The organism is Streptomyces sp. V4I2, assembly GCF_030817655.1.
GTDB lineage: Bacteria > Actinomycetota > Actinomycetes > Streptomycetales > Streptomycetaceae > Streptomyces > Streptomyces plumbiresistens.
The window spans coordinates 10,222,024-10,247,694 of record NZ_JAUSZM010000003.1; the positions used below are offsets into that span (position 1 = coordinate 10,222,024).

24 protein-coding genes and 2 pseudogenes are annotated in these 25,671 nt (G+C 69.3%); 14 read left to right on the plus strand and 12 right to left on the minus strand.

Annotation, left to right across the window (positions count from 1 at the left end):
- The first annotated feature begins 415 nt into the window (after window positions 1-415).
- Together QFZ76_RS47800 and QFZ76_RS47805 are read left to right on the plus strand one after the other, a co-directional pair.
- Window positions 416-1,312: a transcriptional regulator gene (locus QFZ76_RS47800; RefSeq protein WP_307679568.1), complete on the plus strand. Its 897-nt coding sequence runs from the start codon at window positions 416-418 to the stop codon at window positions 1,310-1,312.
- Window positions 1,313-1,471: 159 nt separating this feature from the next.
- Complete coding sequence (locus tag QFZ76_RS47805) at window positions 1,472-2,425, plus strand: IS481 family transposase (protein ID WP_307674073.1); 954 nt, start codon at window positions 1,472-1,474, stop codon at window positions 2,423-2,425.
- Here QFZ76_RS47805 and QFZ76_RS47810 read toward each other — a convergent pair.
- The 3 genes and pseudogenes from QFZ76_RS47810 to QFZ76_RS47820 form a co-directional block, all read right to left on the minus strand.
- Entirely contained in the window at window positions 2,422-2,793 is a 372-nt protein-coding gene (locus QFZ76_RS47810) for a peptidoglycan-binding protein (RefSeq protein WP_307679569.1), read from the minus strand. The two genes, QFZ76_RS47805 and QFZ76_RS47810, sit on opposite strands and share 4 nt — an antisense overlap.
- A gap of 74 nt (window positions 2,794-2,867) precedes the next feature.
- Window positions 2,868-3,251 carry a peptidoglycan-binding protein gene (locus QFZ76_RS47815; RefSeq protein WP_307679570.1) on the minus strand — a complete coding sequence of 128 codons (384 nt, stop codon included), beginning with the start codon at window positions 3,249-3,251 and terminating at the stop codon, window positions 2,868-2,870.
- Window positions 3,252-3,578: 327 nt separating this feature from the next.
- Window positions 3,579-3,812 (minus strand): annotated as a pseudogene (locus QFZ76_RS47820) (aminoglycoside phosphotransferase); the annotation flags it as partial.
- Window positions 3,813-4,165: 353 nt separating this feature from the next.
- Between QFZ76_RS47820 and QFZ76_RS47825 the strand changes: the two are divergent.
- The 6 genes and pseudogenes from QFZ76_RS47825 to QFZ76_RS47850 form a co-directional block, all read left to right on the plus strand.
- Window positions 4,166-4,597 carry a Zn-ribbon domain-containing OB-fold protein gene (locus QFZ76_RS47825; protein ID WP_307679571.1) on the plus strand — a complete coding sequence of 144 codons (432 nt, stop codon included), beginning with the start codon at window positions 4,166-4,168 and terminating at the stop codon, window positions 4,595-4,597.
- A gap of 62 nt (window positions 4,598-4,659) precedes the next feature.
- Window positions 4,660-5,913: a CaiB/BaiF CoA-transferase family protein gene (locus QFZ76_RS47830; protein WP_307679572.1), complete on the plus strand. Its 1,254-nt coding sequence runs from the start codon at window positions 4,660-4,662 to the stop codon at window positions 5,911-5,913.
- Between the two features lie 58 nt (window positions 5,914-5,971).
- Window positions 5,972-7,150, plus strand: a complete 1,179-nt coding sequence (locus QFZ76_RS47835; protein WP_307679573.1) for an acyl-CoA dehydrogenase family protein — start codon at window positions 5,972-5,974, stop codon at window positions 7,148-7,150.
- Window positions 7,151-7,199: 49 nt separating this feature from the next.
- On the plus strand, window positions 7,200-7,340 hold the full coding sequence (locus tag QFZ76_RS47840; RefSeq protein ID WP_307679574.1) for a hypothetical protein: 141 nt from the start codon (window positions 7,200-7,202) through the stop codon (window positions 7,338-7,340).
- Entirely contained in the window at window positions 7,337-7,852 is a 516-nt protein-coding gene (locus QFZ76_RS47845; protein WP_307679575.1) for an electron transfer flavoprotein subunit beta/FixA family protein, read from the plus strand. The genes QFZ76_RS47840 and QFZ76_RS47845 overlap by 4 nt, the downstream gene beginning before the upstream one ends.
- A 48-nt stretch (window positions 7,853-7,900) precedes the next feature.
- Window positions 7,901-8,758: pseudogene (locus tag QFZ76_RS47850) on the plus strand (electron transfer flavoprotein subunit alpha/FixB family protein); the annotation flags it as partial.
- Window positions 8,759-9,420: 662 nt separating this feature from the next.
- Here QFZ76_RS47850 and QFZ76_RS47855 read toward each other — a convergent pair.
- From QFZ76_RS47855 to eno, 6 genes are all read right to left on the minus strand, one after another.
- Complete coding sequence (locus QFZ76_RS47855) at window positions 9,421-10,287, minus strand: 3-hydroxybutyryl-CoA dehydrogenase (protein WP_307679576.1); 867 nt, start codon at window positions 10,285-10,287, stop codon at window positions 9,421-9,423.
- Between the two features lie 353 nt (window positions 10,288-10,640).
- On the minus strand, window positions 10,641-11,558 hold the full coding sequence (locus tag QFZ76_RS47860; RefSeq protein ID WP_307679577.1) for a LysR substrate-binding domain-containing protein: 918 nt from the start codon (window positions 11,556-11,558) through the stop codon (window positions 10,641-10,643).
- Window positions 11,559-11,717: 159 nt separating this feature from the next.
- On the minus strand, window positions 11,718-12,815 hold the full coding sequence (locus tag QFZ76_RS47865) for an alcohol dehydrogenase catalytic domain-containing protein (RefSeq protein WP_307679578.1): 1,098 nt from the start codon (window positions 12,813-12,815) through the stop codon (window positions 11,718-11,720).
- Window positions 12,816-12,889: 74 nt separating this feature from the next.
- Entirely contained in the window at window positions 12,890-13,441 is a 552-nt protein-coding gene (locus tag QFZ76_RS47870) for a carboxymuconolactone decarboxylase family protein (RefSeq protein ID WP_307679579.1), read from the minus strand.
- Window positions 13,442-13,476: 35 nt separating this feature from the next.
- Window positions 13,477-14,481, minus strand: a complete 1,005-nt coding sequence (locus QFZ76_RS47875; RefSeq protein ID WP_307679580.1) for a VOC family protein — start codon at window positions 14,479-14,481, stop codon at window positions 13,477-13,479.
- A gap of 66 nt (window positions 14,482-14,547) precedes the next feature.
- Window positions 14,548-15,858 (minus strand): phosphopyruvate hydratase, encoded by a 1,311-nt coding sequence (eno, locus tag QFZ76_RS47880; RefSeq protein ID WP_307679581.1) that lies wholly within the window; start codon window positions 15,856-15,858, stop codon window positions 14,548-14,550.
- A 558-nt stretch (window positions 15,859-16,416) separates the two neighbouring features.
- Here eno and QFZ76_RS52060 point away from each other — a divergent pair.
- Window positions 16,417-16,719, plus strand: coding sequence for an NADPH-dependent FMN reductase (locus QFZ76_RS52060; RefSeq protein ID WP_373464472.1), 303 nt, complete (start codon window positions 16,417-16,419; stop codon window positions 16,717-16,719).
- Window positions 16,720-16,807: 88 nt separating this feature from the next.
- Here QFZ76_RS52060 and tnpA read toward each other — a convergent pair whose 3' ends face one another.
- On the minus strand, window positions 16,808-17,236 hold the full coding sequence (tnpA, locus tag QFZ76_RS47890; RefSeq protein ID WP_307672071.1) for an IS200/IS605 family transposase: 429 nt from the start codon (window positions 17,234-17,236) through the stop codon (window positions 16,808-16,810).
- Window positions 17,237-17,259: 23 nt separating this feature from the next.
- Between tnpA and QFZ76_RS47895 the strand changes: the two genes are divergently transcribed.
- A complete protein-coding gene (locus QFZ76_RS47895; protein ID WP_307672070.1) occupies window positions 17,260-18,417 on the plus strand; it encodes a transposase in 1,158 nt (385 codons plus the stop codon).
- 265 nt (window positions 18,418-18,682) lie between these two features.
- Here QFZ76_RS47895 and QFZ76_RS47900 read toward each other — a convergent pair whose 3' ends face one another.
- Window positions 18,683-19,714 carry a LacI family DNA-binding transcriptional regulator gene (locus tag QFZ76_RS47900; protein WP_307679583.1) on the minus strand — a complete coding sequence of 344 codons (1,032 nt, stop codon included), beginning with the start codon at window positions 19,712-19,714 and terminating at the stop codon, window positions 18,683-18,685.
- A gap of 185 nt (window positions 19,715-19,899) precedes the next feature.
- Here QFZ76_RS47900 and QFZ76_RS47905 point away from each other — a divergent pair, with 185 nt between their 5' ends.
- Window positions 19,900-20,679, plus strand: a complete 780-nt coding sequence (locus tag QFZ76_RS47905; protein ID WP_307679584.1) for a fumarylacetoacetate hydrolase family protein — start codon at window positions 19,900-19,902, stop codon at window positions 20,677-20,679.
- Window positions 20,680-20,851: 172 nt separating this feature from the next.
- Here QFZ76_RS47905 and QFZ76_RS47910 read toward each other — a convergent pair whose 3' ends face one another.
- The gene (locus QFZ76_RS47910; protein ID WP_307679585.1) at window positions 20,852-22,039 is read right to left on the minus strand and encodes an MFS transporter; all 1,188 of its coding nucleotides are present in this window, start codon (window positions 22,037-22,039) and stop codon (window positions 20,852-20,854) included.
- Between the two features lie 825 nt (window positions 22,040-22,864).
- Here QFZ76_RS47910 and QFZ76_RS47915 point away from each other — a divergent pair.
- The 3 genes from QFZ76_RS47915 to QFZ76_RS47925 all read left to right on the plus strand — a co-directional run bounded on the left by QFZ76_RS47915 (window position 22,865) and on the right by QFZ76_RS47925 (window position 25,574).
- Entirely contained in the window at window positions 22,865-23,866 is a 1,002-nt protein-coding gene (locus QFZ76_RS47915) for a C-terminal binding protein (RefSeq protein WP_307679586.1), read from the plus strand.
- On the plus strand, window positions 23,866-24,948 hold the full coding sequence (locus QFZ76_RS47920; RefSeq protein ID WP_307679587.1) for a phosphotransferase family protein: 1,083 nt from the start codon (window positions 23,866-23,868) through the stop codon (window positions 24,946-24,948). The genes QFZ76_RS47915 and QFZ76_RS47920 overlap by 1 nt, the downstream gene beginning before the upstream one ends.
- Window positions 24,949-25,043: 95 nt before the next feature.
- Window positions 25,044-25,574 (plus strand): cupin domain-containing protein, encoded by a 531-nt coding sequence (locus QFZ76_RS47925; protein WP_307679588.1) that lies wholly within the window; start codon window positions 25,044-25,046, stop codon window positions 25,572-25,574.
- Window positions 25,575-25,671: the final 97 nt, after the last annotated feature.

A 25,671-nucleotide genomic window follows, 5' to 3' on the forward strand; every position in this document is an offset into this window, starting at 1 on the left:
TCCAAAGAGTCGCCGGGTACGCTCATCACCACTCCCTACAACTCCGGTGTCACGACGGCCACATCACCGACGTCAAGCTCCGAAACGCACCATGGCGGGACGCGCCGGGATTCCCCTGCTCCACCACCGCGTCGTGCTCATCGCCCACCTACGCCGCCGTTACGCGGCTCCGGCAACCGCCGCACTCAGATGATCTCCGCCCTACAGAAATCTTCCAGAGCCAAAGAAGCCCGTACGCCGACAGGTGTGGCGTAAAAGAGCTTCCTGGCCGTGACGAATGTGGTGCACAGTGAGCCGCGGCAAGCCGGGGGACAGCCGTGTTGCGGGGGATGCAATGCTGCGCGTGCATATCACCAATGAGGATCTCAGCCGGGTCAGGTTCGCGAGCGGACCGGACCCCCTATGGGAAACCGTGATGAGCATCAGGCTGCTCCGCGGCACTTGGGGCGGTGCTGTCTTCGACCCGTGGCGGGCGCAGGTCCGCGACCGGCTCTGTCAACTGCCGCAGCGGTATGTGCGACTGCTGCGCCATCTGGTGTCTCCGGCGGGCGACCTCCCTGGTTTCCTGACTCCGCAGCGAGCGGGGCAGGGGCTGGAGGCGGGGATCGAAGCGGTGCTCGGCACTCCGCGCGTCCGGCTGAGACGGGAGCTGTCGGCGCTGCCGGGGGCCCCGTCGTGGCTGCGGCCGTTGACGGAGGGCGAGCCGGCAGCGTTGGCGCGGCTCGGCGCGGCACTTCGTGCGTACCACCACGTGGCGATCGCCCCCTTCTGGCCGCGGGTGCGGTCACTCGTCGACGCGGAACGCGCCGCACGGGCCCGCACCGTGCTCGACCACGGGACCGAAGGGCTGCTGGCCGCGATGCGGCCGGCGATGCTGTGGCAGGCACCGGTGCTTGAGGTGGGCCACCCGGTCGAGCGCGAGATCCGGCTGGCCGGGCGGGGGCTGGTGCTGGCGCCCTCCGCGTTCTGCTGGCGCTGGCCCGTGACCGTCGTCCACCCGGGGCTGCCGCCGGTGCTGATGTATCCGGTCGAGCGGGGACCGGAGCGGTGGTCAGGCCCCGACCACGCCCCCGGGGCCCGGGCGCTGGCGAATCTGCTGGGACCGACGAGGGCCGCGTGCCTCACGGCCATCGGAAACAGTTGCACCACAGGTGAACTGGCCCGCCGCACGGGGGTCACCGCGCCCACGGCGAGTCTTCACGCCACGACGCTGCGGGCGGCGGGCCTGACCACTTCGACGCGTCGGGGCAACACCGTGGTGCACACCCCGACCCCGCTGGGATCGGCGCTGCTCAGGGCGTCCGGCTCCTGATGCCTAGGCCACGCCTAGGCCACGCCTAGGCCACGCCTAGGTGTTCTGTCCCGGGAGGTTGTGGACGGTGAGGCAGGTCTCAGCTGAGGGATCTTGAACAGGTGAGGGCCTTTCGAGTTCGGTGTGGATTGCGACGTCGACACCGACCGAAAGGCCCTCGTGTCCCACCGTAATGCACCCCTGACCGAGACCGGACGACTGCGCCTGGCCCGTTGCGTGGTCGAGGACGGCTGGCCCCTGCGCCGGGCTGCCGAACGCTTCCAGGTCTCGCCGACCACCGCCCAGCGCTGGGCCGACCGCTACCGGACGTTCGGCGAAGCAGGCATGAGCGACCTCTCCAGCCGCCCGCGTACCAGCCCGCGCAGGACGCCGACCCGCACCGAGCGGCGCATCATCAAGGTCCGTGTCCTGCGCCGCTGGGGACCGGCCCGCATCGCGCACCTGCTGCACCTGGTGCCCTCGACCGTTCACCGTGTGCTGACCCGCTACGGCCTGGCCCGCCTCACCCACCTGGACCGGGCCACCGGCCGCGTCATACGCCGCTACGAACGTGAACGTCCCGGCGAGCTGGTGCACGTCGACATCAAGAAGCTCGGCAACATCCCCGACGGCGGCGGACACAAAGTGCTGGGCCGCCAAGCAGGACGCAAGAACCGCCCGAACGCCGGCTACAGCTACCTCCACACCGCCGTCGACGACCACTCCCGACTGGCCTACAGCGAGATCCACGCGGATGAGAAGAAGGAGACCGCCACCGGCTTCTGGACCCGTGCCCAGGCGTTCTTCACCCAGGCCGGCATCACGGTCGAACGGGTCCTGACCGACAACGGCTCCTGCTACCGCTCACGAGACTGGCGCGACCTGCTCACCGCAGCCGGGATCGCCCACAAGCGCACCCGGCCCTACCGGCCGCAGACCAACGGGAAGGTCGAACGCTTCAACCGCACCCTGCTCGACGAGTGGGCCTACGCCCGCCCCTACCACTCAGAGACCGAACGACGCCAAGCGTTCCCCGACTGGCTGCACACCTACAATCACCACCGCGGACACACCGCGCTGAAAGGCCAACCACCCGCCAGCCGCGTCCCCAACCTCTCAGGGCAATACACCTAGGCCACGTCGCAGGTGCGCAGCGCGGTCCAGGTCTGGGGGCCGACGGCACCGTCATAGGGGATGCCGTGGTCGTTCTGGAAGGCGCGGAGGGCGGCCGCTGTCGCCCTGTCGAAGACGCCGTTGACGGGACCCGTGTAGTAGGCGCACTGGGTCAGCAGGCACTGCAGTTCCCGGACTGTGTTGCCGGTGCTGCCGGGGCTTACGGAGGGTGGCGTGGGACGGTTGTCGTAGCCGCAGTACCAGGCGGCCGGCCGGACGTCGGCGGGCGCGGCGTTGGGGGCGGCGGTGAGGGCGGCGGCCGGCGTGCCGAGACCGGCGGTCAGGGCGGCGGCTGCCGCGGCCACCGCAATCGAGCGTAGGGATGGCATGAGCGCTTCCTTCCTCGGTGTGGCGGAACGGGGGAAGCCGCCCCGGGGGACCGGGGCGGCTCGCCGCGCGGCGATCAGCAGTTGCGCAGGCAGTTCCAGGTCTGGGGGCCGACGATGCCGTCGTACGAGAGCCCGTAGTCGGCCTGCAGGGCGTAGACGGCGGACCGGGTGGCGGGACCGAACTGGCCGTCGATCCCGGACGAGCCGACGGAGTAGCCGAGCGAAATGAGCAAACACTGGGCCTCGCGGACCGTGTTGCCGGAGCTGCCGTAGCGGATGGTGGGCGGTGTCACACGGTTGTCGTAGCCGCAGTAAAAGGCGGACGCATTGACAGGGCCGGAGGCGGCCACGTCGCGGGCCGGCGCGGCGGAGGCCGGGCTGGCCGCCAGTACGGTGCCACCGGCTATGACGATCGCGGTCAAGGCGGTCGACACGGCGGCATTGCGGATGCGCTTCATGGAGTCTCCTCATCAGCGGGCTTCGGAGGAGCGGTGTGCCCCCCACCCTCACTTCCGCACAGCATGGTCTGACAGGCGCATGCCCAGCCAGGTCCTTGTCTTCTGACCTAAAAACGCAGGTCGGCGCGGTGTGGATGTCCGTTTGCTGCACAACCGGAAGCTGACCCGGCAGTCAATGAGAAGCCCCCGGCGACCGCTGGTGCAGAGCGGGCCGCCGAGGGCTTCGTGGTGGTCGCCCGGAGCCGACGGGGGGTGCGGCGCCGGGCGACGATCAGGGGGAGATGCTGGTGGTCGCCTCCATGCGGGCGCGCTGTCCTGGAGCCGGTCCGGGAGCGGCAGGCGCGGAGCCAAGACAGGCAGCCACCGGCACTCCTTGCGCTGCAGGTCCGGGGCACTCTCTGTGCGCGGCATGCGCACGGCCAACTCGTCCCCAAGGCGCCACATTTGGTTGCCCCACCCGCCCGCTACCTCGCGGATGGTCAGCCCTGCAAGGTCCGGATGCTGCTCCTGAAGCAGGTCGTAGATCAGGCCTGAGGTGATCTCGATCTCGGAGTGGGTCATGCGAAGGCACAGTGATGGGGCAGGCGGAGCGGCTCTCACTCTCCGGAAGATCCAGCCACTCAACCTTCCCTACCTTGATGACCGGGAGGGGGCGAGCCCTTCGTATGGTTCTCCCACCCAGGCGGTACCGGTCTTGCGTCACGGGACGCGCACCGGGTGTACTCCGAGAACCCCCACCGGGGAGAGTAGCGCGGGGAAACCCGCTCTGACCTCACCGAATGGCGCGTATTCCGCGCACAAAGATGCGTCAGTACGTCGTTGACCGGCGGTCCGCCACAGGGTCAGGGTGAGGGAGCCACATCGGATCCCGACCAGCCGTTTTCCGGTCACCGAACTGCGTGCAGGAGGCCGTGATGCTCCGGACGGACACCCGTGAACACACCGAACTCGCGGACGACGACGAGGCCGCTGCTGCGGTCACGGCCGAGGCCGCCACGCCGAACGCGCCGGCGGTCTTCCGCGATCTCCTCTTCCAGCGCTGTCTGTGGTGCGGCACCTCGGCCTACCGTCGTTCGTTCTGCCGTGCCTGCGGGTCCACAGCCTTCGAACGGGAGCGCAGCGAGGGCTCCGGGGTCGTCGTGCGCCGGTACGGCCATGTCCCGCACAACACGTGGTTCGTCGCGATGGACGAGGGGTTCAACCTGCTCTGCCAGGTCACCGGGTCGGCGCCGGCCGCGGTCGCGGTGGGGGCACGCGTGAGCGTCGTACGGTCCGCCGCCCCTCTCGGCCAAGGCCTGCTACTCGTCGAGCTCAGCCGGCCGGCACCGCCTCTGGAGCGCTGGTGATAGCGGGAAACGGCCGAGACACAGGCACCTCGCACCCACACGACGATCAGAGAGGAGGGTGCGTGGGCACCCAGCACAACGCACCGGACGGACGGGCCGGTGTTCCCGGCGGAGCGGGGCGCGGCGCACTGGACGGTCTGCGCATCGCCGACTTCTCCCGGGTCCTCGCGGGACCCTACGCCACGATGCTCCTCGCCGACCTCGGCGCCGACGTGGTGAAGGTGGAACGGCCGGGCATCGGAGACGACACCCGGGCCTGGCACCCTCCTGCGGACCCCGACGGCACGTCGACCTATTTCCTCGGCGTCAACCGGAACAAGAGGTCCGTCGTCCTGGACCTCACGACCGACGCCGGCGTCGAACAGGCCCGAGCCCTGGTCGCCGAGTCCGACGTGCTGGTGGAGAACTTCCGTCCCGGCACGATGGAGCGGCTGGGGCTCGGCCCTCGCGAACTCCGTGCGCTGCACCCGGGGTTGATCTACTGCTCGATCAGCGGTTTCGGCAGCGGCGAGGGTGCGGAGATCCCCGGATACGACCTGCTGGTGCAGGCCGTCGGCGGGCTGATGAGCGTGACCGGCGACGCGGCCGGAGAGCCGGTGAAGGCGGGCGTGGCCCTGGTCGATGTGGTCACCGGGCTGCACGCCTCGCTCGGCATCCTCGCGGCACTGTGGCACCGGGACGCCACCGGGGAGGGGCAGCGGGTGGAGGTGAACCTGCTCGGCTCGCTGTTGTCGGCCATGGTCAACCAGGCATCCGCGTTCGCCGTCGCCGGTGTGGTTCCGGGCCGCATGGGCAACGCGCACCCGAGCATCGCGCCGTACGAGACCTTCCCGGCGGCCGATCGCCCGATCGCGCTCGCCGTGGGCAACGACCGGCAGTTCGCGGCGCTCGCCGAGGTTGTCGGGGATCCCGGTCTCGCCGCCGACCACCGCTTCCGCACCAATGCCGACCGGGTCGCACACCGCGCCGCCCTACGGGACATCCTGACCGAACGGCTGAGGAGCGCCGGCGCAGACCACTGGTCGGCCGTCCTGCTGGCTGCCGGGGTGCCCGCCGGACCGGTCAACACCCTCGACGAGGCATTCGCCTTCGCCCAGAAGCTCGGCCTGCCCGGCATCGTCGACATCCCCGCCGCACCCGCCGACACCGCAGCCGGAGCTCAGTGCTCGGCCTCCCGGCAGGTCGCGAGCCCCATCGCGCTGAGCGGTACCCCGGCGCAGTACCTCCTGCCGCCGCCGCGCCTGGGCCAGCACACCGCGGAGATTCTTCACCGCCTTTCCGACCACGTCTCCGCGCCGAACGAAGCGGACACCTGACCTGTCCCGGCACGGACATCACGACCGAACCGATCACTGCTACCTCCAGGAGCTCACCATGAGCGGCGCCAAGCCGATGAAGGACCCTCTCGACCTGCTTGACTTCTCCTCCACCCTCAGCGACGAGGAGCGCGAGATCCAGGCCACCGTCGCCAAGTTCCTCGCCGACCGGGTGCGCCCGCACATCGGCGAGTGGTTCGAGAACGCCCACTTCGCTCGCGAACTCGTCCCGGAGCTCGGCAAGTTGGGTGTTCTCGGCATGCACCTCGAAGGGTACGGCTGTGCCGGCACCAGCGCCGTCAGCTATGGGTTGGCCTGTCTGGAGCTGGAGGCGGCGGACTCCGGTTTCCGCAGCTTCGTCTCCGTGCAGGGCTCGCTGTCGATGTTCTCCATCTGGAAGTGGGGCTCGGAGGAGCAGAAGCAGGAGTGGCTGCCCCGGCTCGCCGCCGGTGAGGCCATCGGCTGCTTCGGCCTGACGGAGCCCGACTTCGGCAGCAACCCCTCCGGGATGCGCACCAAGGCCGTCCGCGACGGCGACGACTGGATCCTCAACGGCTCCAAAATGTGGATCACCAACGGCGGCATCGCCGATGTGGCCACCGTCTGGGCACAGACCGAGGACGGCATCCGCGGCTTCCTCGTGCCCCGCGGGGTGCCCGGCTTCACCACGCAGGACATCAAGCAGAAGATGTCCCTGCGCGCCTCCGTCACCTCGGAGCTCTACTTCGACAACGTACGGCTGCCCGACTCGGCGCGGCTGCCCCTCGCGGAAGGCCTGCGCGGACCGCTGTCCTGTCTGAACGAGGCCCGCTTCGGCATCCTGTTCGGCGCGGTCGGCGCGGCCCGCGACTCGATCCAGGCAGCCATTCAGTACGCCGACTCCCGAGTCCAGTTCGACAAGCCGATCAGTGGCTTCCAGCTCACCCAGAAGAAGCTCGCCGACATGAGCGTGTCCCTGGGCAACGCCGCGCTCCTCGCCCTGCACCTGGGCCGGCTCAAGGACCAGCACCGCATCAGGCCCGAGCAGATCAGCGTCGGCAAGCTCAACAACGTACGGGAAGCGATCGCCATCGCACGGGAGTGCCGCACCATCCTGGGGGCCAACGGCATCTCCCTGGAGTACTCGCCGCTGCGCCACGCCAACAACCTGGAGTCCGTGCTGACGTACGAAGGAACCAGCGAGATGCACACCCTGGTGGTCGGGCAGGCGATCACCGGCCAGGCGGCGTTCCGCTGACCAGGACGCCGGCCGCGACGCTGACCGTGACGGCTGAGAGAAGGCACCCGTGAACATCGTCGTGCTGGTCAAGCAGGTCCCGGACTCCGGTGCCGAACGCACCCTGTCCCAGGCCGACCACACCCTGGACCGCGAGGACGCCGAACTCGTCCTGGACGAGATCAACGAGCGTGCCACCGAAGAGGGGTGACGCTGAAGGAGACGACGGACGCTCACGTCACCGTCGTCTCCATGGGACCCGACTCCGCGCTCCACGCCATCCGCAAGGTACTGGCGATGGGCGGCGACCGGGGGATCCACATCTGCGACGACAGGCTGCGCGGCGCCGACGTGCTGACCACCGCGAAGGTTCTGGCGGCGGCCGTGCGGACCGTGGCGGACGTCGACCTGATGCTCGCCGGCGACGCGAGCACGGACGGTGGCGCGAGCGCGGTGCCCGCCGTCGTCGCGGACCTGCTCGGCCTGCCGCAGGTGACCCATGTGCGCAAGCTCGACGTGGACGCGGGACGGGTGCGCGCCGAGCGCGAGACCGAGGACGGCGAGACGACACTGGACGCTCCGCTGCCCGCGCTGGTCAGCGTCACCGAGAAGATCAACGAGCCGCACTACCCCTCCTTCAAGGGGATCATGGCCGCCAAGAAGAAGCCGGTGGACACAATTACGGACGACGGTTCGGCCGGCCGCCGCTCGCCGCGTACCTGATCGCCCAGAAGCTCGTCTGAATCGCCCGACCAGGTAACAGGCCCTCATGCCGAAGTCCTCGGACTCGTCGACCACGATGGGGAACAAGTCAACAAATCAATATACGAACTCCTGGCCGCCGCACGGCGGTTGGGGGACCCGGCCGCCGTCGTCGTGGGAACTCCCGGTACAGCGACGCGTCTGAGGGAATCTCTCGCCCGCCACGGCGCCACGAGCGTCCATGCGGCGGAGTCAACCGACGCCGCCGAGTTTCTCGTCACGCCCGCCGTGGACGCCCTGGAGTTGGCGGTCCGGGAAACCGCTGCCGCCGCCGTTCTGGTCTCCGCCACGACGGACGGCAGGGAGGTGGCCGGGCGTCTCGCCGTCCGGCTGGTCGCAGGGCTGCTGGTCGACGCGGTCGACCTGGACTCGTCCGGGGTGGTCACCCAGATCGTCTTCGGCGGGTCCTGCACCGTGCGCTCACAAGTCACCCACGGCATACCGGTGATCGCCGTGCGGCCGGGCGCCTTCGAGCCGGAGGAGCACCCTGTGGAGGCGGGGGAGCGGAAGCTGGAACTGCCACCGATCGCCCCCGCGGCGTCCGCGCGCAGCACCGCACGCCGCGCCGCCCCTGCGGGCGACCGACCCGGACTCACCGAGGCGACCGTCGTGGTCTCCGGAGGCCGCGGTGTCGCAGGAGCGGGCGGTTTCAAGGTCGTGGAGGAGTTGGCAGACGCTCTGGGGGTGCCGTGGCGCCTCGCGCGCCGCGGTCGACACCGGGCACTACCCGCACCAATACCAGGTCGGTTCAACAAGGACCCGGAGGCACCGATCCTCGGCCTTGCCGACTACGGCGTGGTGGGCGACCTCTTCTCGGTGGCTCCCCAGCTCACGCAGGAAATTGCCGCCCGCCGCGCAGTCGGCTGAGACGGGCGACCCGAGACGGACGCTTCTGGGGGTGCCCCCGCGCAAAGTACCCTCCCGCGAGGAGGAGGGACGTCCCAGTCCATCTCCTTGGGGGCGAAGACGCCAGAAGAAAGCTCCATACCGCGGATCATCACGCCGAGCGGTGGCACGGACGCCGAAAGGCCGGACCGCTGACGGGATGCCCTCAGCCGCAACCTCGTGCCGCTGAGGGTCCGCCGTGCGGGTGCGCCGACTTCCGTGCCTGACTGCGCGCCGCTCCATTCGGCCCGATGCAGATGCCGCTCATGACGGCCGAACCGCACAGCCTCGCGGACGCCAACGTGATCGACCTGATCGGCACCCCGCTCGTGAACTGAGCCGGGGCGGACCCGGCAGCCGAGGACGAAGGCCCGGACCTGCTCGCCCGGCGCGTCTTCGGTCCCATTGAGCGGCGGCCAACCCACCCCGGGCTGAGCCCAGTGGGCGGTGCGGCCGCCATCGCATTTGCCGCCGCTACCGGAACGAGCCGCAGGCGGAACAGGGCTGTACCGTCTCGGGCCGGATCCGGGGACCCACGTCTCGCGCGATGCCCGCCCGACCTCGCCGGTCCTGCCCTGGACCGCGGTGACGACGGTGGACGTACAGCAGCCGGGGCACGTGGAACACCGCGTCACCGCAGGCCCTCAGGCCGCCTGGTAGCTGAAGAATCCCTGCCCTGACTTACGGCCCAGCAGCCCCGACTCGACCATGCGGCGCAGCAACGGAGGAGGGGCGTACAGCGGTTCCCGGTACTCCTCGTACAGCGCCTCGCCTATCGCCGCCACGGTGTCCAGGCCGATGAGGTCGGCGAGGTGCAGCGGGCCCATGGGGTGAGCGCAGCCGGCGGTCATTCCCGTGTCGATGTCCTCCGCCGTCGCGGTGCCGGAGCCGACCATCCGCACCGCTGCCAACAGGTAGGGCACCAGTAGGGAGTTCACCACGAACCCCGCACGGTCCTCCGTGACGATCGTCTGCTTGCCCAGGGTCTCGCCCGCGAAGGCACGGACGCGCAGTTCCGTGGCCTTCGAGGTCTGCAACGAGGGGATGACCTCGACCAGTGGCATGAGGGGGACAGGGTTGAAGAAGTGCAGGCCGACCACCGCCTGCGGTCGTCCCGTCGCCGCCGCGAGCCGGGCGATGGGGAGCGAGGAGGTGTTGCTGGCCAGGATGGCGTCCGGGTCGGTGACGATCTCGTCCAGCTGCCGGAACAGCGCCGTCTTGGCCTGTTCGTCCTCGACGGCGGCCTCGATGACCAGGTCGGCTTCAGCCAGGCGGGAGAGATCGGCGGAGACCGAGATCCGGGCCAGGGCATGCGCGCGGTCTCCGGGGACGATGGTGCCGCGCTTCTCCGCCTTGAGCAGGGAATCCGCCACACCTGCGAGTCCGGCACGAGCCCTGTCCTCGGTCACGTCGCACAAGGTGACGTGCAGTCCGGCCCGGGCGCAGATCTCGGTGATGCCCCGGCCCATCTGCCCCGCGCCGACGACCCCCACGCGCTTGATCGATGTCATGTGTTCCTCCGCCTGTCTTTCCGCCCGGCGGCAGTCGATGGACGCCGCCACAGTCTGTGGTGCCGTGTTGAGCGTAGGCCTGGAACACCCCCTCTGACCTGCTCCGACAGTGCGTCATCCGCGCACAAACATGCGCCGTTTCGTCGTCGGCCGGCCGTGTCGCGCAGAAGCACGCCGACGCCGAACAGGGCGAGCCGGACGGCCGGAGAGGCGGGCACGAGGAGACGGTCGCAGGCGTCGAGGACGGCACTCCTGGACGGACCTGGCGGCGCTGTCGGTGAGAGGGGGGAGACACCCTGGACAGACTGCGGATCACGGAGTGCGGTCCGCGTCGGCCGCACGCAGGAGCGGCTTCAGCCGGCGGTGACCGTGGCGGCGGCCTCTTGCAGGCGGCGGATCAGGCCGCGCACCGCGGGCGACGTCTCGCCCCTGCGGTAGGCACCCACCAGCCGCGTGGTCAGCGACACGTCCGCCAGCGGACGGTAGGCCACCCCGGGGATGTGCACGCGGCGCAGGGAATCAGGGACCAGAGCCACCGCGAGACCACCGCCCACCAGCGTCAGAGCCGCGATGAAGTCCCGCACCGGGGGAGCGCACCGCGGGCTGAACCCGCCTTGCCGCGCCACCTCGAGGATCTGGTCGCGGCAGCCGTACTCCTCGTCGAAGTGCGGGGCCACGAACCGCTCGTCGCGCAGCTGCGCCGCCGGTATCGCCTCGTACGCCGCCAGCGGCGCGCCCGCCGGCAGCGCCAGGACGACGTCCTCGGTGAGCAGGCGGGTGGCCGTGACTTCGGGCGGGTACTCCGGCCTCCAGCGCAGGAAGCCGACGTCGATGTCCCCGCAGGCCAGCGCTTCCAGTTGGGCCGGTGTCTCCAGCTCGCGCACCTGCACGGTCAGCTCGGTGCCGGGAGCCGCGCAGCGGGTGAGGACGTCGGTCAGCACTCCGGAGAACGTGGCCGAGGCGACGTACCCGATCTGGGCGTGCCCCAACTCCCCGCGACCGGCACGCCGGCCCACCGTCTCGGCCCGGGAGACCTGGGCGAGGGTCAGCCGCGTCTCTTCGAGAAACAGCCGCCCGGCACTGGTCAGCGCCGGACGGCTGCGCCGTCCGCGGTCGATCAGCCGCACGCCCAAGTGCGACTCCAGCGCCCGGACCTGGGCGCTGAGCGCCGACGGAGCAAGATGCAGACGGTCCGCCGCCCGCGCGAAGTGCAGTTCCTCCGCGACGGTGACGAACGATTCCAGCCAGCGCAGTTCCACCGGCTCCTCCATCCTGCCGGGCCTGCGCTGACGAGAGCACCGACCGTGTGCACGGCTTGTGTGAAGCACCCCGCGGCGGCGTCAGGGCAGAACAGTCCGCCGCGGGGTGAATACGGGGCGTCAGGGGCATGCCCGGCCAAGGGGCGTCGCACGCCCGCTGGGGCCTGCCTGTCAGGGAATGACGACGTAGTTGCTGAACCCGCCGTCGCGATCCTTAAGACCCGAGATCGCCTCGTTGACCCTGGCCAGTGGGAACGGCTTGGCCTGCAGGTAGGACAGGTCCAGGACGCCCGCGCCCACCATGTCGGCGAGTTCCTGCCCCTGTGCGGTGCTGAACCAGTTGGAGCCGATCAGCTGGACCTGTTCGTCCATGAGCCACTTCACGTCCAGGGGCAGCCGGTCGGCCACGCCGCCGACGTTGACGACCCGACCGCCCCTGCGCACGCCCTGCATGGAGTCGAGCATCGTCTCCACCGGTGCCTTGGCGCCCAGGGCGCTGATCACGTAGTCCGCGCCCTCGCCGCCGGTGCGGGACTTCGCCCACTCGCCGGTGGAACCGTCACCCAGCCGGAAGACCTCGACCCGGTCCGGGGCCAGTTCCTTGACGCGTTTGAGGAGCTCCTCGTTGCGGCCGGTACCGAGGACCCGGGAGGCGCCGGAGGCCAGCGCGAGCAGGGTCGCCGCGACCCCGAGGGTTCCCGTGACCCCGTCGATCAGCGCGACCTGGCCGGGGCCGGCCGCGGCGTTCTTGAGGGCTCCGTAGGACGTCCCGATGTAGCCGAGCTTGCCGGCCTGCTCGAACGTCATGGTGTCCGGGATGTTGACGATCGAGGACTGCGGGGCGGTCATGTACTGCGCGAAACCGCCGTACGGATACAGGTCGAAGATCCGCTGGCCGTCACGGGAGGTGCTGAAGTAGCCGTTCAGCGTGAAGTAGCGGCACCGGCTCTGTTCACCACCCCGGCACACCTGGCAACTTCCGCAGCCACGCAGGGGATTGACGTAGACCCGGTCGCCGGGCCTGGTGTTCAGCACCGCCTCGCCGACGGCTTCCACCACACCGGAGGCGTCCAGGCCGAAGACGGCGGGGAACTTGGGCAACGGCTGGTGCGGGAACCATGTGGGCCAGTTGTTGATCACATTGGCCATGTTCGGCACGATCCCGCACGCCTTGACCCGCACCAGCACGTCGGTCGGCCGCGGGGTGGGCACGTCGATGGTGTCCATCGACATCGGCTCACCGAGCGCGTGCAGTCGTGCAGCGAGCATTTTCGCCATTGAAATACTCCTTGGAACTGCTCCGTCCAGGCGGCCGGAGGCGGAGACCCTGAAAAGAGAATTACCTAGGAATTCGCGAAAGGATTCGGGTAGTTGGCTTCGAGGTCGATGTCCAGCAGCCCCATGATGCGGACGCCGGAGTTGTACCAGGCGATGGACAACGACAGTTCGACCATCTGCTTGTCCGTCAGGTGCTCGGCCGCGGCACTCCAGGTCTCCTTCGAGACCTCGACCTGGAGCGTGGACTCCTTGGCGAGGCGCATCACCGCCTTCTCCACCCCGTCGAACAGGTCCGACGACTCGAAGTCGGCCGCCGCCGCGAGCTGTTCCCCGGTGAGCCCGGCCCCCAGCCCGTGCGACTGGTGGTGCGCGACCTCGTACACGGACCGGGTCGCGTGGCCCACGGTCAGGATCGCCAGCTCACGCAGCTTGGGGCTGAGGTCGGCGGCGCGCAGCGAGTTGGCGTAGGTCAGGAAGGCGTCCAGTTGGGTCGGCGCATGGGTGAGGGCGAGGAAGATGTTCGCCGTCGGTACCTTGCGTTCGGCCTCCAGCCGGTCGTACAGGGGCTTCTGTGCCTCGTCCGCGTCTTCGCGACGCAGGTAGGGGACTCGTGCCATGGTGTCTCCTCGGGGGGACGTGATCGTACGAAGGGTCAGTGGGCGGACTGTTCGAGCAGGTACCGCTCCATCGACATCGGCTTGGGCAGCTCGGCCGGCGGGATCTGTTTCACGCCGACGAAGGGCGACGCCTCGAAGTACCACTTCTCCAGGGCCGGCAGGCCCCAGCGGGCGTTGGTGCTCAGTGCCGCCGCGTCCCAGCGCACGGGCTCGATCTCGGTGTCGATCGTCTGGTAGTGGCTGTTGAAGACCTCCACCCGGTGGCCGTCGGGGTCGCGGAGGTAGGCGAAGAGCATCCCGCCCGGTCCGTGCCGTCCCGGGCCCCGCTCCACGCCGTCGCCGTAGCCTTGGATGCCCGCCCAGTCGCACGCGGTGAAGATGTCGTGGCTCTCGGAGACGGTGTAGGCGAAGTGGTGCAGGGCGGGCCCGGTGTTCTCGATGATCGCCAGGTCCAGGCAGGTGCCCTTGCGGTACATGAAGGCACCCAGCAGCTTGTTCCCGTGCTCCAGGTACTCCGAGTTGCGGAAGCCGAGCTCGCTGTAGAACGCGCACAGCTCGTAGGTGTCGGGCGCGAAGATCTGGTAGTGGTCCAGCCGCTGGGCGTGCGCACCCTTGTAGAGCTCGAAGTTGATGTGCAGCCGGGGCCGGGTCTCCATGTGCGCGCACAGCTCGAGGGGCGTGCCGATGGGGTCGCTGACGTGCAGGGTGCGGCCCTGGTAGGGGACGTCGACCCACTCTGCGGGCAGCCCCCGCTCACGGAACCAGGCGTACGCGAGGTCGAGGTCCTCGTCGAAGAAGACCCGGTAGCCGACCCTCCTGCAGGTGCCGCCGCCCTCTTCGTCCAGCTCCAGCACGAGACTGTGGTGGCAGGCTTCGGCGAGGCCGCGGAGGTAGCAGGTGCGCTCGTCCTCGTCGCTGACGACCAGCCCCAGCACGTTCACGTAGAAGTTCCGGCTCTCGGCCAGATCCGCGACCGTGAGGCGAACGTGACTGGAGCGGGTGATGTTGAAACTCGGGCGCAGATTGACGGGTGGCAGCATGCTGGTCTCCGTACTCGGATCGAATCTGGATTTCGGTGCCGTGAGACGTAGTATCCCGACGCCGTTTTACGGCCTGGTCGTCGAGGGCCCGGCCCCGGCGAATGTGAATGCGGACCATCCACTGAATTCCGCGGATTCGCCGAGGGACTCCTCGATCCGCAGAACCTCGTTCCACTTGGCCATTCGCTCGGAGCGGGTGAACGAGCCCACCTTCAGCTGACCGGCGTCCCAGCCGACGCTCAGATGGGCGATGGTGACGTCCTCGGATTCGCCGGAACGCGCCGAGACGATGGTGCCGAATCCGGCGTCCTTTCCGGCGCGCAGGGCCTGGAAGGACTCGGTGACGGTACCGGCCTGGTTCGGCTTGACGAGTACGGCGTTCGCCGCCCCGCTGGTGGCCGCCGCCTCCACCCGCTTGGCGTTCGTGACCAGGTAGTCGTCGCCGATCACCTGGCAGCGTCGGCCGTAGCGCCGGGTGAACTCCATCATGCCCTCGTGGTCGTCCTCGCCCACCGGGTCCTCGACGGAGAGAATCGGATACTGCTCGATCCAGCCGCCCAGCATGTCGATGAGGGCTTCGGTGCCCAGCGTGCGGTCGTCCAGGGCCAGCGTGTACTGACCGCCGCTGCCGAACTGCGAGGCCGCGACGTCCAGCGAGATGCCCACCTGGGAGGAGGGCTCGAAGCCCGCGCTCTCGATGGCCAGGGTCAGCATCTCCAGCGCCTCCTCGTTGGAGTCGAACGCGGGCCAGAACCCACCCTCGTCGGCCACGCCCTGCGCCTTGCCGGCCTTCCGCATCAGGGTTCCGGCCGCCCGGTAGATCTCCGCCGTCCAGTCCAGGGCCTCGGAGAAGCTCCGTGCCGCCGGGCAGACAACCATGAAGTCCTGGACGTCGACGCGGCGGTCCGCGTGGGCTCCGCCGCCGAAGATCTGGATCTCCGGCAGTGGGATGCGGACCGGCCGTCCGCCCGCCAGGTGCTGCCACAGGGGCACGCCCGCCGACGCGGCGGTGGCGTGCAGGACCGCCATGGACGTGGCCACGATCGCGTTGCCGCCCAGACGGCTGCGGTCGGGGGTGCCGTCGAGGTCCACCAGGAGACGGTCGACGGCCTCCTGGTCACCCGCGTCACGACCGGCGAGGGCGGGCGCGATCTCGCGGTTCACCGAGCCCACCGCGCGCTGGACGTCGAGCCCGCCGAAGCGGCTGCCGCCGTCGCGCAGGTCGAGTGCCTCGCCCTGGCCCGTCGAGGCCCCTGCCGGTGCGATGGCCCGGCCGGTCGCGCCGTTAGCGAGGTGTACCTCGACCTCGACGGTCGGCCGACCGCGGGAGTCCCACACCCTGCGGCCGTGGAGCTTGGCGATCCGCGCGTCTGTCATTGCGGTGGAACCTTTCGGAGTTCGGTTCGGAGGGCGGAGTTCGGACGATCGGGTCGATGAGAGATGCCCGTGCCTGTGCTCGGGGGTGTCCCCGCGGCCGGAGGCGACGGACGGCGCACGGGGAAGTCCTCGTCGGCCGTCGGGCGCGAGCGAGAAGGTGACGGCGAGGGTTGCTCGTTCACTGCGGCTCTTCTCGTGCTAACGATAGCGCAATCGTGCAAAGCGGCGACTGCTCTGTCAAGAGGGGGGTCCTAGTCGATCCGGTGATCGTGGCGCTTTGCACCCTCTTGACTCGCCGAGACCTCAATGCTATCGTTCGCACAGCCCTTGGTGCTCCGGCGAGAACTCCGGCGGACCCGCGCTCTCCTGGACGGACGGACAGCACAGGCGGCGTGGGTCCGTCGGGCCGGATCCCGGCCGACAGGAAAGCGAGCCCGACATGACACTCCAGCCCTCCGTGGCGCCCATGACCCTCACCACCGTTGTGGCCAGCACTCGCCCCGGGCGTGTGGGCAGATCCGTCGCGGACTGGTTCACTCTCCGGCCCTGCGGCAGTACATGAAGAGCCACACCCGCGAATGGAGCCGGATCGTCGACGCGTCGGAGGCGTCCGTCTTCGTCACCCCGGAGTACAACGGCGGCTTCCCCGCCCCGTTGAAGAACGCGTGGGACTACCTCGTGGTGGAGTGGCAGCACAAGCCGGCCGCGTTCGTCAGCTACGGAGGCGTCTCGGCGGGGACCCGGGCGGTGCAGATGGGCAAGCAGGTCGTGGCGAACCTCAGGATGCTGCCGATCGGTCCGACCGTGAGCATCCCGTTCGTCAGCCAACTCGTCGGCGAGGGCGATTTCAGCGTGATCTAGCGCGGAACCCCGGGCGTTCACGCCCGGGAGGAAGCGCTTCTTAACGCTGCTCTGACCCGCGCGGGTGTACTTGGCTGCGCTGTTGACCTCAGCCGGGACGTTTCTGGTTCTCGATGTACTCCTTGATGACAGCGAGCGGGGCGCCCCCGCACGAGGCGGCGAAGTAGGACGGCGACCAGAAGTGCTCACCCCACAGGTACTTGCGGATGTGGCCGGGGAACTCCTGCCTCAGGCGCCGGGCGGAGACACCCTTGAGGGAGCCTACGAGTCGGGAGATGGCGACCTTGGGCGGGTAGTGCACGAGGAGGTGGACGTGATCGCGTTCGCCGTTGAACTCCCGCAGCTCCGCGCCGAAGTCGGTGCACACGTCGCGCATGACCTCTTCGCAGCGCCGAAGGATCTCGTCGGAGAATGGTCCGCGCCGGTATTTGGGGGTGAAGACCAAGTGCGCGTGGAGGGTGTAGACGACGCTACGGCCCCTGCGGATATCGGGGTTTGGCTCCCAGCGTGGTGACATAGATCAATGCTACGATCACGCCCGTGAAGATCGTGACGCAGGTCAAACTCACACCGGATGCCGTGCAGGCATCCGTGCTTGAGCGCACCCTGCGCACGGTCAATGACGCCGCGAACTGGGTATCGGAGGTGACGTTCGAGCACGGCGTGCCGCGTGAGTACGAGCTGCGCAAGCACACCTACGCCGAACTCAAAGCGCGGGGGCTGGGAGCGCAGGCCGCGCAACACGTCATCAAGAAGGTGCGCGACTCGTACACCACGCTCAAGGCCAACATCCGAGCCGGGAACCTCGGCACGGAAGGCTCTAAGCGTCGCCGCAAGGCCGAGTCCAAGCCGATCACCTTTCGCCCCGTGGCCGCCCAGCCGTATGACGACCGGTGCCTGAGCTGGCAGTACGACCAGCGGACCGTGTCCATCTGGACCGTGGACGGCCGGGTCAAGAACGTGCCGTTCGTGTGCTCCGCCGACGCGCTCAAGATGCTCCAGGCGCACCGGCAGGGCGAATCCGACCTGATCGAGCGCGACGGCGTGTTCTACCTCGTCGCCACCTGTGACGTGCCCGAGGCCGAGCAGTACGAGCCGGACGGCTTCATCGGCGTGGACCTCGGCATCGAGAACATCGCCACCGCCTCCACCGGCTACCTCGCCGCCGGGCGGGGGCTCAACCGGTACCGCAAGCGACAGCTTGCCCTGCGTGCCAAGCTCCAGAAGAAGCGCACCAAGAGCGCCAAGCGGCGGCTCAAGGCACGTGCCCGCAAGGAAGCGCGGCACGCCGCGAACACCAACCACATCATCTCCAAGACGATCGTGACCGAGGCTGAACGCACCGGGCGCGGCCTGTCCCTCGAAGAACTGGGGGGCATCCGCAACCGGGTACGGCTCCGCAAGCCCCAACGGGTCGCACTCCATTCCTGGGCGTTCGCCCAGCTCGGAGACTTCATCGTCTACAAGGCCAAGCGGGCCGGTGTACCCCTGGTCTTCGTTGATCCCGCGTACACGTCGCAGACGTGTGCCGAGTGCGGCCACGTCGACAAACGCAACCGTGTCGACCAGGGGCTTTTCATCTGCCGGGGGTGCGGGGTCGTTGCCCACGCCGACCGGAATGCTTCCCACAACATCGCCACCCGTGGCGAGAGCGTGTGGAATGCGGGGCGTGAGTCACGCGTCCCTGCCACCCCATAACGGGGTGTCTGGACGGAGGAGTCCACCCCAGCAGCCAGCTGGGCACTACCTCCAAGCCCGGCCCTTCAGGGCCGGGTCAAGTTGACGCCCGGCGAGATCCACGAGGCCGCTGCCGAGCAGGTGCTCGACGAACTCGCGCGCACCGCCCGCGTCATGCGGCGGCTGCGCAGCGGAACGTACTGACCCACCCGCGCCGCGCATGCGAAGGCGCCCGGAGCACATCGCTCCGGGCGCCTTCGGTGTTCCCGGGTGACGCGGCCCCGGCTCAGGCGGAGCCGGACGGAGCCTTTCCGTCAGGGGGCGCCGTGCTGCCGCGCAGGACCAACGATCCGGGGGAGACCGACGTGTACGGGCCGTCGTTCTCCGGCTTGGTCTTGAGCCGGCGCATCAGCCACAGCGCGCAGCCGGTGGCCAACTCCTGGATCGGCAGCCCGATCGTGGTCAGTCCCGGACCCCACCAGGAGAACCCCGGCTCGTCCCCGAACCCGACCACGGACAGCTCCCCGGGCACCTGCACGCCCTGCTCGGACAACTCCTCCAGGACCCCCAGGGTGAGCTGGATCGATCCCAGGACGAGAGCGGTGGGCGCGTCCGGGCCCTCCAGTAGCCGGCGCACCGCCTCGCGGCCGTACTCCACGGACGATGGCGGCCCCAGCTCCGTGCGCCCGGCGTCGTCCGGCAGGCCGGCTTCGCTCAGGGCGCTGTGAAAGCCGCGCAGACGCTCCGCGCCCGTGGGCAACTCCGTGGGACCACCCAGGTACGCGATGCGGGTGTGGCCCTGGGTCACCAGGTGGGCCGTGGCCTCGCGCAGTGACTCGTGGTCGTCCACACCGAACCACTGGGAACCGAGCGACGGGTGGCGGCGCAGCAACTGAAGGTGCGGCAGGCCGCGCAGGAGCTTGACGGAGTCGCCGTGCGGGCGTGCGGTGGGGACGATGATGACGCCGGCCACGCGGTTGGCGGACAGCTCGCGCAGATGGCGCAGCTCCACCATCCGGTCGTCGTCGGTCTCCGAGAGCATCAGCTGGAAGCCCTCGGCTTCCATGTTCTTGGACAACTCGTGCGCGATCGTCGAGTAGAAGCTGTTGCGGATGTCCGGGATCACCAGTGCGACCACGTTGCTGGACGCTCCGCGCATCATCCGTGCCGCCCGGTTGCCGACGTATCCCATCTCGGAAGCGGCCTGGCGGACCCGGAACTTGGTCTCCTCGCTGATGCGGGCATCGTCGGAAAGTGCCCGGCCGACCGTCGAGACGGAGATACCGAGGCGTTCGGCGATGTCCTTGGTCGTGATCACGTAAGGGCCCCCTCGAGCTGACTGATCCCGCTGTCGTCACTTTCCGTATGCCAACGATAGCATTCTCGTCGCGCTCCGTGGTCGGAAAGGTGGGGGCGACAGGCTGGTCACCACCTTTGTGCTAACGTTAGCATTGCTGTGTGGGCCGTGCAGCCGCCTGCGGCTGCCTAGTTGCGGAGGTTTCCGTGCGGATCGTCAGGTATGCCGTCGGCGGCGTGTGTCACTACGGAGAGCTGGAATCCGGCGGCGAAAGAATCGCGCGATGCGAAGGTGATCCCTTCACAGGACTGTCCGCTGCGGGGCATGTCGACGAAGTGGACGACGTGGTCGTTCTCCCGCCGCTGGAGCGACCCCGGATTTTCGGGTTCGCCTACAACTACGCCTCGCATGTCGACGAGACCGACCGCGAGGTTCCGGAAGTTCCCGTGTGCTTCATGAAGCCGAGCACTGCCGTGATTGGACCGGATGACGCGATCGTCTATCCGGCGGATGGTGAACTGATCCATTTCGAAGGCGAGTTGGTCGTCGTCATCGGAAAGGAAGCCCGCCATGTGAAGCCCTCCGAGGCCCATGAGTACATCCTCGGCTACACGTGCGGAAATGACGTCAGCGACCGCATCATCCAGCGTAGGGAAAGCGCATTCGGAACGCTGCTGATCGGCAAGGGGCAGGACACGTTCGCTCCCCTCGGGCCGGTCATCGCGACCGGACTCGACCCCTCGGCACTGTCGCTGACGACCCGTGTGAACGGCGTCGTCGCGCAGTCGGCGAGCACCGCCGACCTACTGCTCGCCGTTCCCGACATCATCAGCTACCTCAGCCGCTATCTGACACTGCTTCCGGGAGACGCGATCATGACCGGTACGCCGTCCGGCGTCGGACCGATCCGCCCCGGAGACGAGATCGAGGTGGAGATCGAGGGCATCGGCGTCCTGCGCAATCCGGTCGTGGCCGAGAGCCTCTGACCTCGGACGTCTGCCGGGCGATGTCGCCACGGGGCCTGCTCACCGCTCGGCGGTGGGCAGGCCCCGTGGCGTGTCGGCGCCGGCCTGCGTGTCCTGTCGGAGGAATGCCGCCGTGTCGCACCGGGCGGGCTCCCGGTGCGACACGGCGGCAGAGATCCTGCGGACCGACTCGCTAGCGGACGACCGCGTTGTTGAACTTCGAGGGGCGGACGAAGGTCAGCGCCAGGGCGCCCACCAGCGGCAGCACGGTCACCTGCAGCAGCCCGGCCCTGTCCCAGCCGAAGGAGTCCACCAGGGCGGCGAAGAGCAGGCCCGAGAAGGCCGCCGGTCCGTAGTAGCTGGTGACGAAGAGTCCGGAGGCGCGTCCGATCTGCGCGGGACGGACGGCCCGCTGTATCGCGCTGTTGGTGTTGGGGTAGATGAAGCCCAGGCCGAACGCGCCCATGAGGAAGGCGAACACGCACTGCATGCCGACGCCGGCATGCGTCTCGTAGATGCACACGCTGATGACGGAGACGGCCAGCATGCTCAGGATCAGCAGGTTGCGCTGGTTGAAGCGGTCGCCGAGCCAGCCGCCGAACACGGCCGTCATGCCGCCGAAACCGAGCAGGCTCATGGCCAGTGCGGCCTGCCCGGAGGTGTAGTGCAGCGAGGTGATGAGGAACGTCGGGTAGAGACCGAGGAACCCGTAGATCGCCACACCGCTGAGAACCGAGTGGACGGCCAGTGCGATGGTGTTGCGGTTGTAGGCGGAGGCCGGCATGTACTCGCAGGTCCTGGTCGAGACGACCTTCTCGGCGGAGCGCTCGGTCAGACCCGTTTTCACGAGGAAGACGGCGGCGGCCGCGATCAGCAGCCCGGCCGCGCCGAACAGGTAGAAGGGCGAGTGCCAGGTGCCGTGCATGCTCACGAGCTGGACGCCGATGAGCGGTGCGATGAACACGCCGATCGAGTAGCCCATGCCGATGACGCCGAAAGCGAGGCCCCGCCGGTGTGCGAAGAAGGCGCCGATCGCCGCGAAGATGGCGGCGGACTGCATGCCTTCTCCGAAGCCGGAGACGACCCGGTAGACGGTCATGTCGGCGAAACCGGTGGCCAGTGGCGTGGCCATGGTGCCCAGGGAGTAGATCACCATGCTGACCAGCAGCACGGTCTTGCGGCGGAAGCGGTCCAGGAGATAGCCCGCGGGCAGGCCGGCCAGCGCCATACCGAGGGTGAAGTTCGTCGCCAGCAACCCTCCCTGCTCCAGGGAGAACCCGTACTCCGCGCGGATGTTGGGCAGCAGGGGAGGAAAGACCTGACGGTCCATCGCGTTGACCATGTAGGAGAGGACCACGACCAGGAACCCCACCCCGATCATGGGGCGGGAAATGGGGGCCGGGCTCTTTTCCTGCGTTTCGCTTGCGGGGACCGCACTGGTGTCGACTTGCGCTGCGTGAGTCATAGCGGCTCCTGAGGAGGAATGGGCCACGGCAGGCCGCGGCGGATCCATCGCCGGTACGGGGCCGTACGGGCGATGGCGAGAAGCGGTGAGCTGAACACGGACTCGAGTCGACGACGGCGAGGCGGTCGTCGGCTGGTGAAATGAGGGCGACGGGCTGCCGCGCGGTCGGACACCGCATGCGGAATTCAGCCGTGTATCGCCCGTCGGGGACGTCCGTGGCTATGGCGTCTTCGACAGCCGGACCCCGTGCGGACACTTATCGGTCACACGGTCGGCGCTGGCAGAAACCATGAGGGCGAAGTCTCCTGCGCGTCAAGATGTGAACACCGGAATTCTTCGGCGTTTCTCGATTTCCCGTGGTGACGGGCCTTTCGGCGCTGATCGGGCCCTGCGGCAGGGGTGCCGGCGATCGGGTGCGCGTCGCACTATTGACGTGCCGAAGGCCCGGAATGCTATCGTTAGCACGACGTGGCTGTGACACAGTGATTCGACGTGCCCCGACATACTCGTGAACCGTTCCAGGGGCATCCTGCGGCGCCCGCCCGACCACAAGTCGGCGCGTGCCGGCGACACCGACCGAGCCCAGTGAACCCCTCCACCCCACCCCTGGCGGCCGACGGCCCAACCGGACAAGCCGACGGCCGCCCTTCCGGGTGGCGATCAGACCCGCTCATCGGATGCGACCGGGCATGACGCCCGGCCGTCCGCTGCGGCCGCACGATTCTGCGAGGACGACCTGCCATGAAACCATCGAGCCGCCCAGGCGCCGTGCTGCTCACCGACTACGCCTGGCCCGACGACTCCGTCGAGCGATCGGTCATCGAGGAGGCGGGCCACACCCTGGTGACCGGCCCTGCCGATCCCGCCTCCGCCGAGGTGATCGAGGAACTGGTGGCCGAGCACCGGCCCGCCGGGATCCTGACCTGCTGGGCCCCCGTCTCCGCCACCGCGATCGGCACGTCGCCGGACCTGCGGATCGTGGCCAGACTCGGCGTCGGACTCGACAACATCGCCGTGGCCGCCGCCACCGAGCGGGGTGTGTGGGTCACCAACGTGCCGGACTACTGCGTCGAGGAAGTCTCCGATCACGCCGTCGGCATGGTGCTGGCCTGGACGCGGGGCCTGGCCGTGTCCGACCGACAGGTCCGGGCGGGCCGCTGGGACCCCGCCGGCGCCCGGCTGCGCAGGCTGTCGACGCTGACCTGCGGCGTCGTCGGATTCGGCCGCATCGGACGCGCCACCGTGCGCAAGCTGGGCGCGTTCGGCTGCCGGGTTCTGGCCCACGACCCGCATCCGCCGAAGGACGCTCCCGGAGTGGAGATGGTGGGCCTGGAGGAGCTGCTGCGCCGCAGCGACGTGGTGATCCTCCACGTGCCGCTCACACCGGACACGCACCACATCATCGGTGCCGAGCAGCTGGAGCTGATGCCACCGGGCGGCCTGCTGGTCAACGTCAGCCGGGGTGGCCTGGTGGATACCGACGCGGTCGTCAAGGCGCTGGACGGCGGGCACCTGGACGGAGCCGCCTTCGACGTACTGGAGACCGAACCGCACGTCCCCGCCGCCCTGTTGGACCAGCCGGGTGCGCTCCTCACCCCGCACATCGCCTTCTCCTCCGATGCCTCGGTCACGGAACTGCGCCGACGCGCAGCCGAGGAGGTCGTCCGGATCCTGGCGGGTGAGGCACCGGCCCACGCCCGCAACAGTCCCCTCGGCCCAACCACCGGGTCGGGTGACCGGTGATGAGCCCGACCTCCACACAGATGAGCCCGGGCCCCGTGCCCGACAGCGCGCTGGCCGACTTCCTGACCGCCCACGGGCTCGCCGGACCCGGCGAAGCCGCCCGGTGGACGCCGCTGACCGGCGGTGTCTCGTCCGATCTGTGGCGAGTGGACCTGCCGGGACGTTCCCTCTGCGTCAAACGCGCCCTGGCCCAGTTGAAGGTCGCCGCCGACTGGCAGGCACCGGTGTCGCGCAACGCCTACGAGTGGGCGTGGATGCGGTTCGCGTCCCGGCACCGCCCGGACAGCGTGCCCGAACTGCTGACCCACGACCCCGAAGCCGGCCTCTTCGCGATGGCGTTCCTGCCCCCCGAGCACTACCCCCTGTGGAAGGCGCAGCTGCTTCGTGGCGAGGTGCGGCCGGCGACCGCGGCTGCCGTCGGAGAGCTGCTCGGCAACCTGCACGCGGCAAGCGCCGACGACGCCGCCCTCGCCGCGGAGTTCGCGACCGACGACAACTTCCACGCGTTGCGCATCGAGCCGTACCTGCTGGCCACCGCTGCCGCGCACCCCGGTCTGAGCGACGTCCTGCAGGGCCTCGCCGACCGCACGGCCACGACGCACCTGGCCCTGGTGCACGGTGACGTCAGTCCCAAGAACATCCTCGTCGGACCGTCCGGGCCGGTGCTGCTGGACGCCGAGTGCGCCTGGTACGGAGACCCGGCGTTCGACCTCGCCTTCTGCGTCAACCATCTGCTCCTCAAGTGCCTGGTGGTGCCCGAGCACCGCGGCGATCTCCTGAGGTCCGCCCGGGTGCTGGCCGGAGAGTACGTCCGGTGCGTCGACTGGGAGCCCCGGGCGGCCCTTGAGGCGCGGGCCGCGTCACTGCTGCCGGCGCTGCTGCTGGCACGGGTGGACGGCAAGTCCCCGGTGGAGTACCTCACGGACGACCGGCACCGGCTGTTCGTGCGCACGGTGGCATCGGCTCTGCTCAGGGCACCCGCCCCGACCATGGCGGACGTCCTGGACGCCTGGGCGACCGAGCTCGGGCCCTCGACCGCGCCCGGCAGCGGTCGACCCGACCGACCCGACCGACCCGACTGACCCGACCGATCCGGGGGATCCGGCGGATCCGGCGGATCCGGCGCCCCTGGCCGATCCCACGGACCGACCCCACTGACGCGAACGAGGAGAGATACATGCGCAGAGTCGTCACCGGCCATGACGAGAACGGCAGGTCGGTCGTCGTCAGCGACGGTCCCGTCCCGCGCAGCCGGGAGTCCGCGAGCCTGCCGGGCTCGGTGTCCCGCCTGCCGTGGGCCACCGAACCCGGTGAACCGGTCGGCCGGACCGGGGAGGACCCCACGCCGAAAGTCACCAGCCTGCTCCCGGCACGCGGCGGCACGCGGTTCCTCGTGCTGACCTTCCCGCCGGACACCGCGATGGCCGACCCGGCGTTCGACCCCATCGCCTTCGACCGGGAGCAGCGGGCCGACTCGCCCGGCATCGCCGACCTCATGGAGCCCGATGGCATGCACACCACGCCGACCGTGGACTACGGCATCGTGCTGCAGGGCGAGATCGTCCTTGAGCTCGACGACGGCCACTGCACCCACCTCTGCGCCGGGGACATCGTGATCCAGAACGGCACCCGCCACGGGTGGCGCAACCGCAGCGACCGACCGGTCACGATGGCCTTCGTCCTCGTCGGCGCGGAACGCGACGGCTGACGCGGCAGTCGGTTCACGGTCCTCGGGCTCCGCGGTTCCGGCGTCGAGGGGAACAGGCTTGCCGTCATGCCGCTGCGGACGGCAGGTGACCGATGCA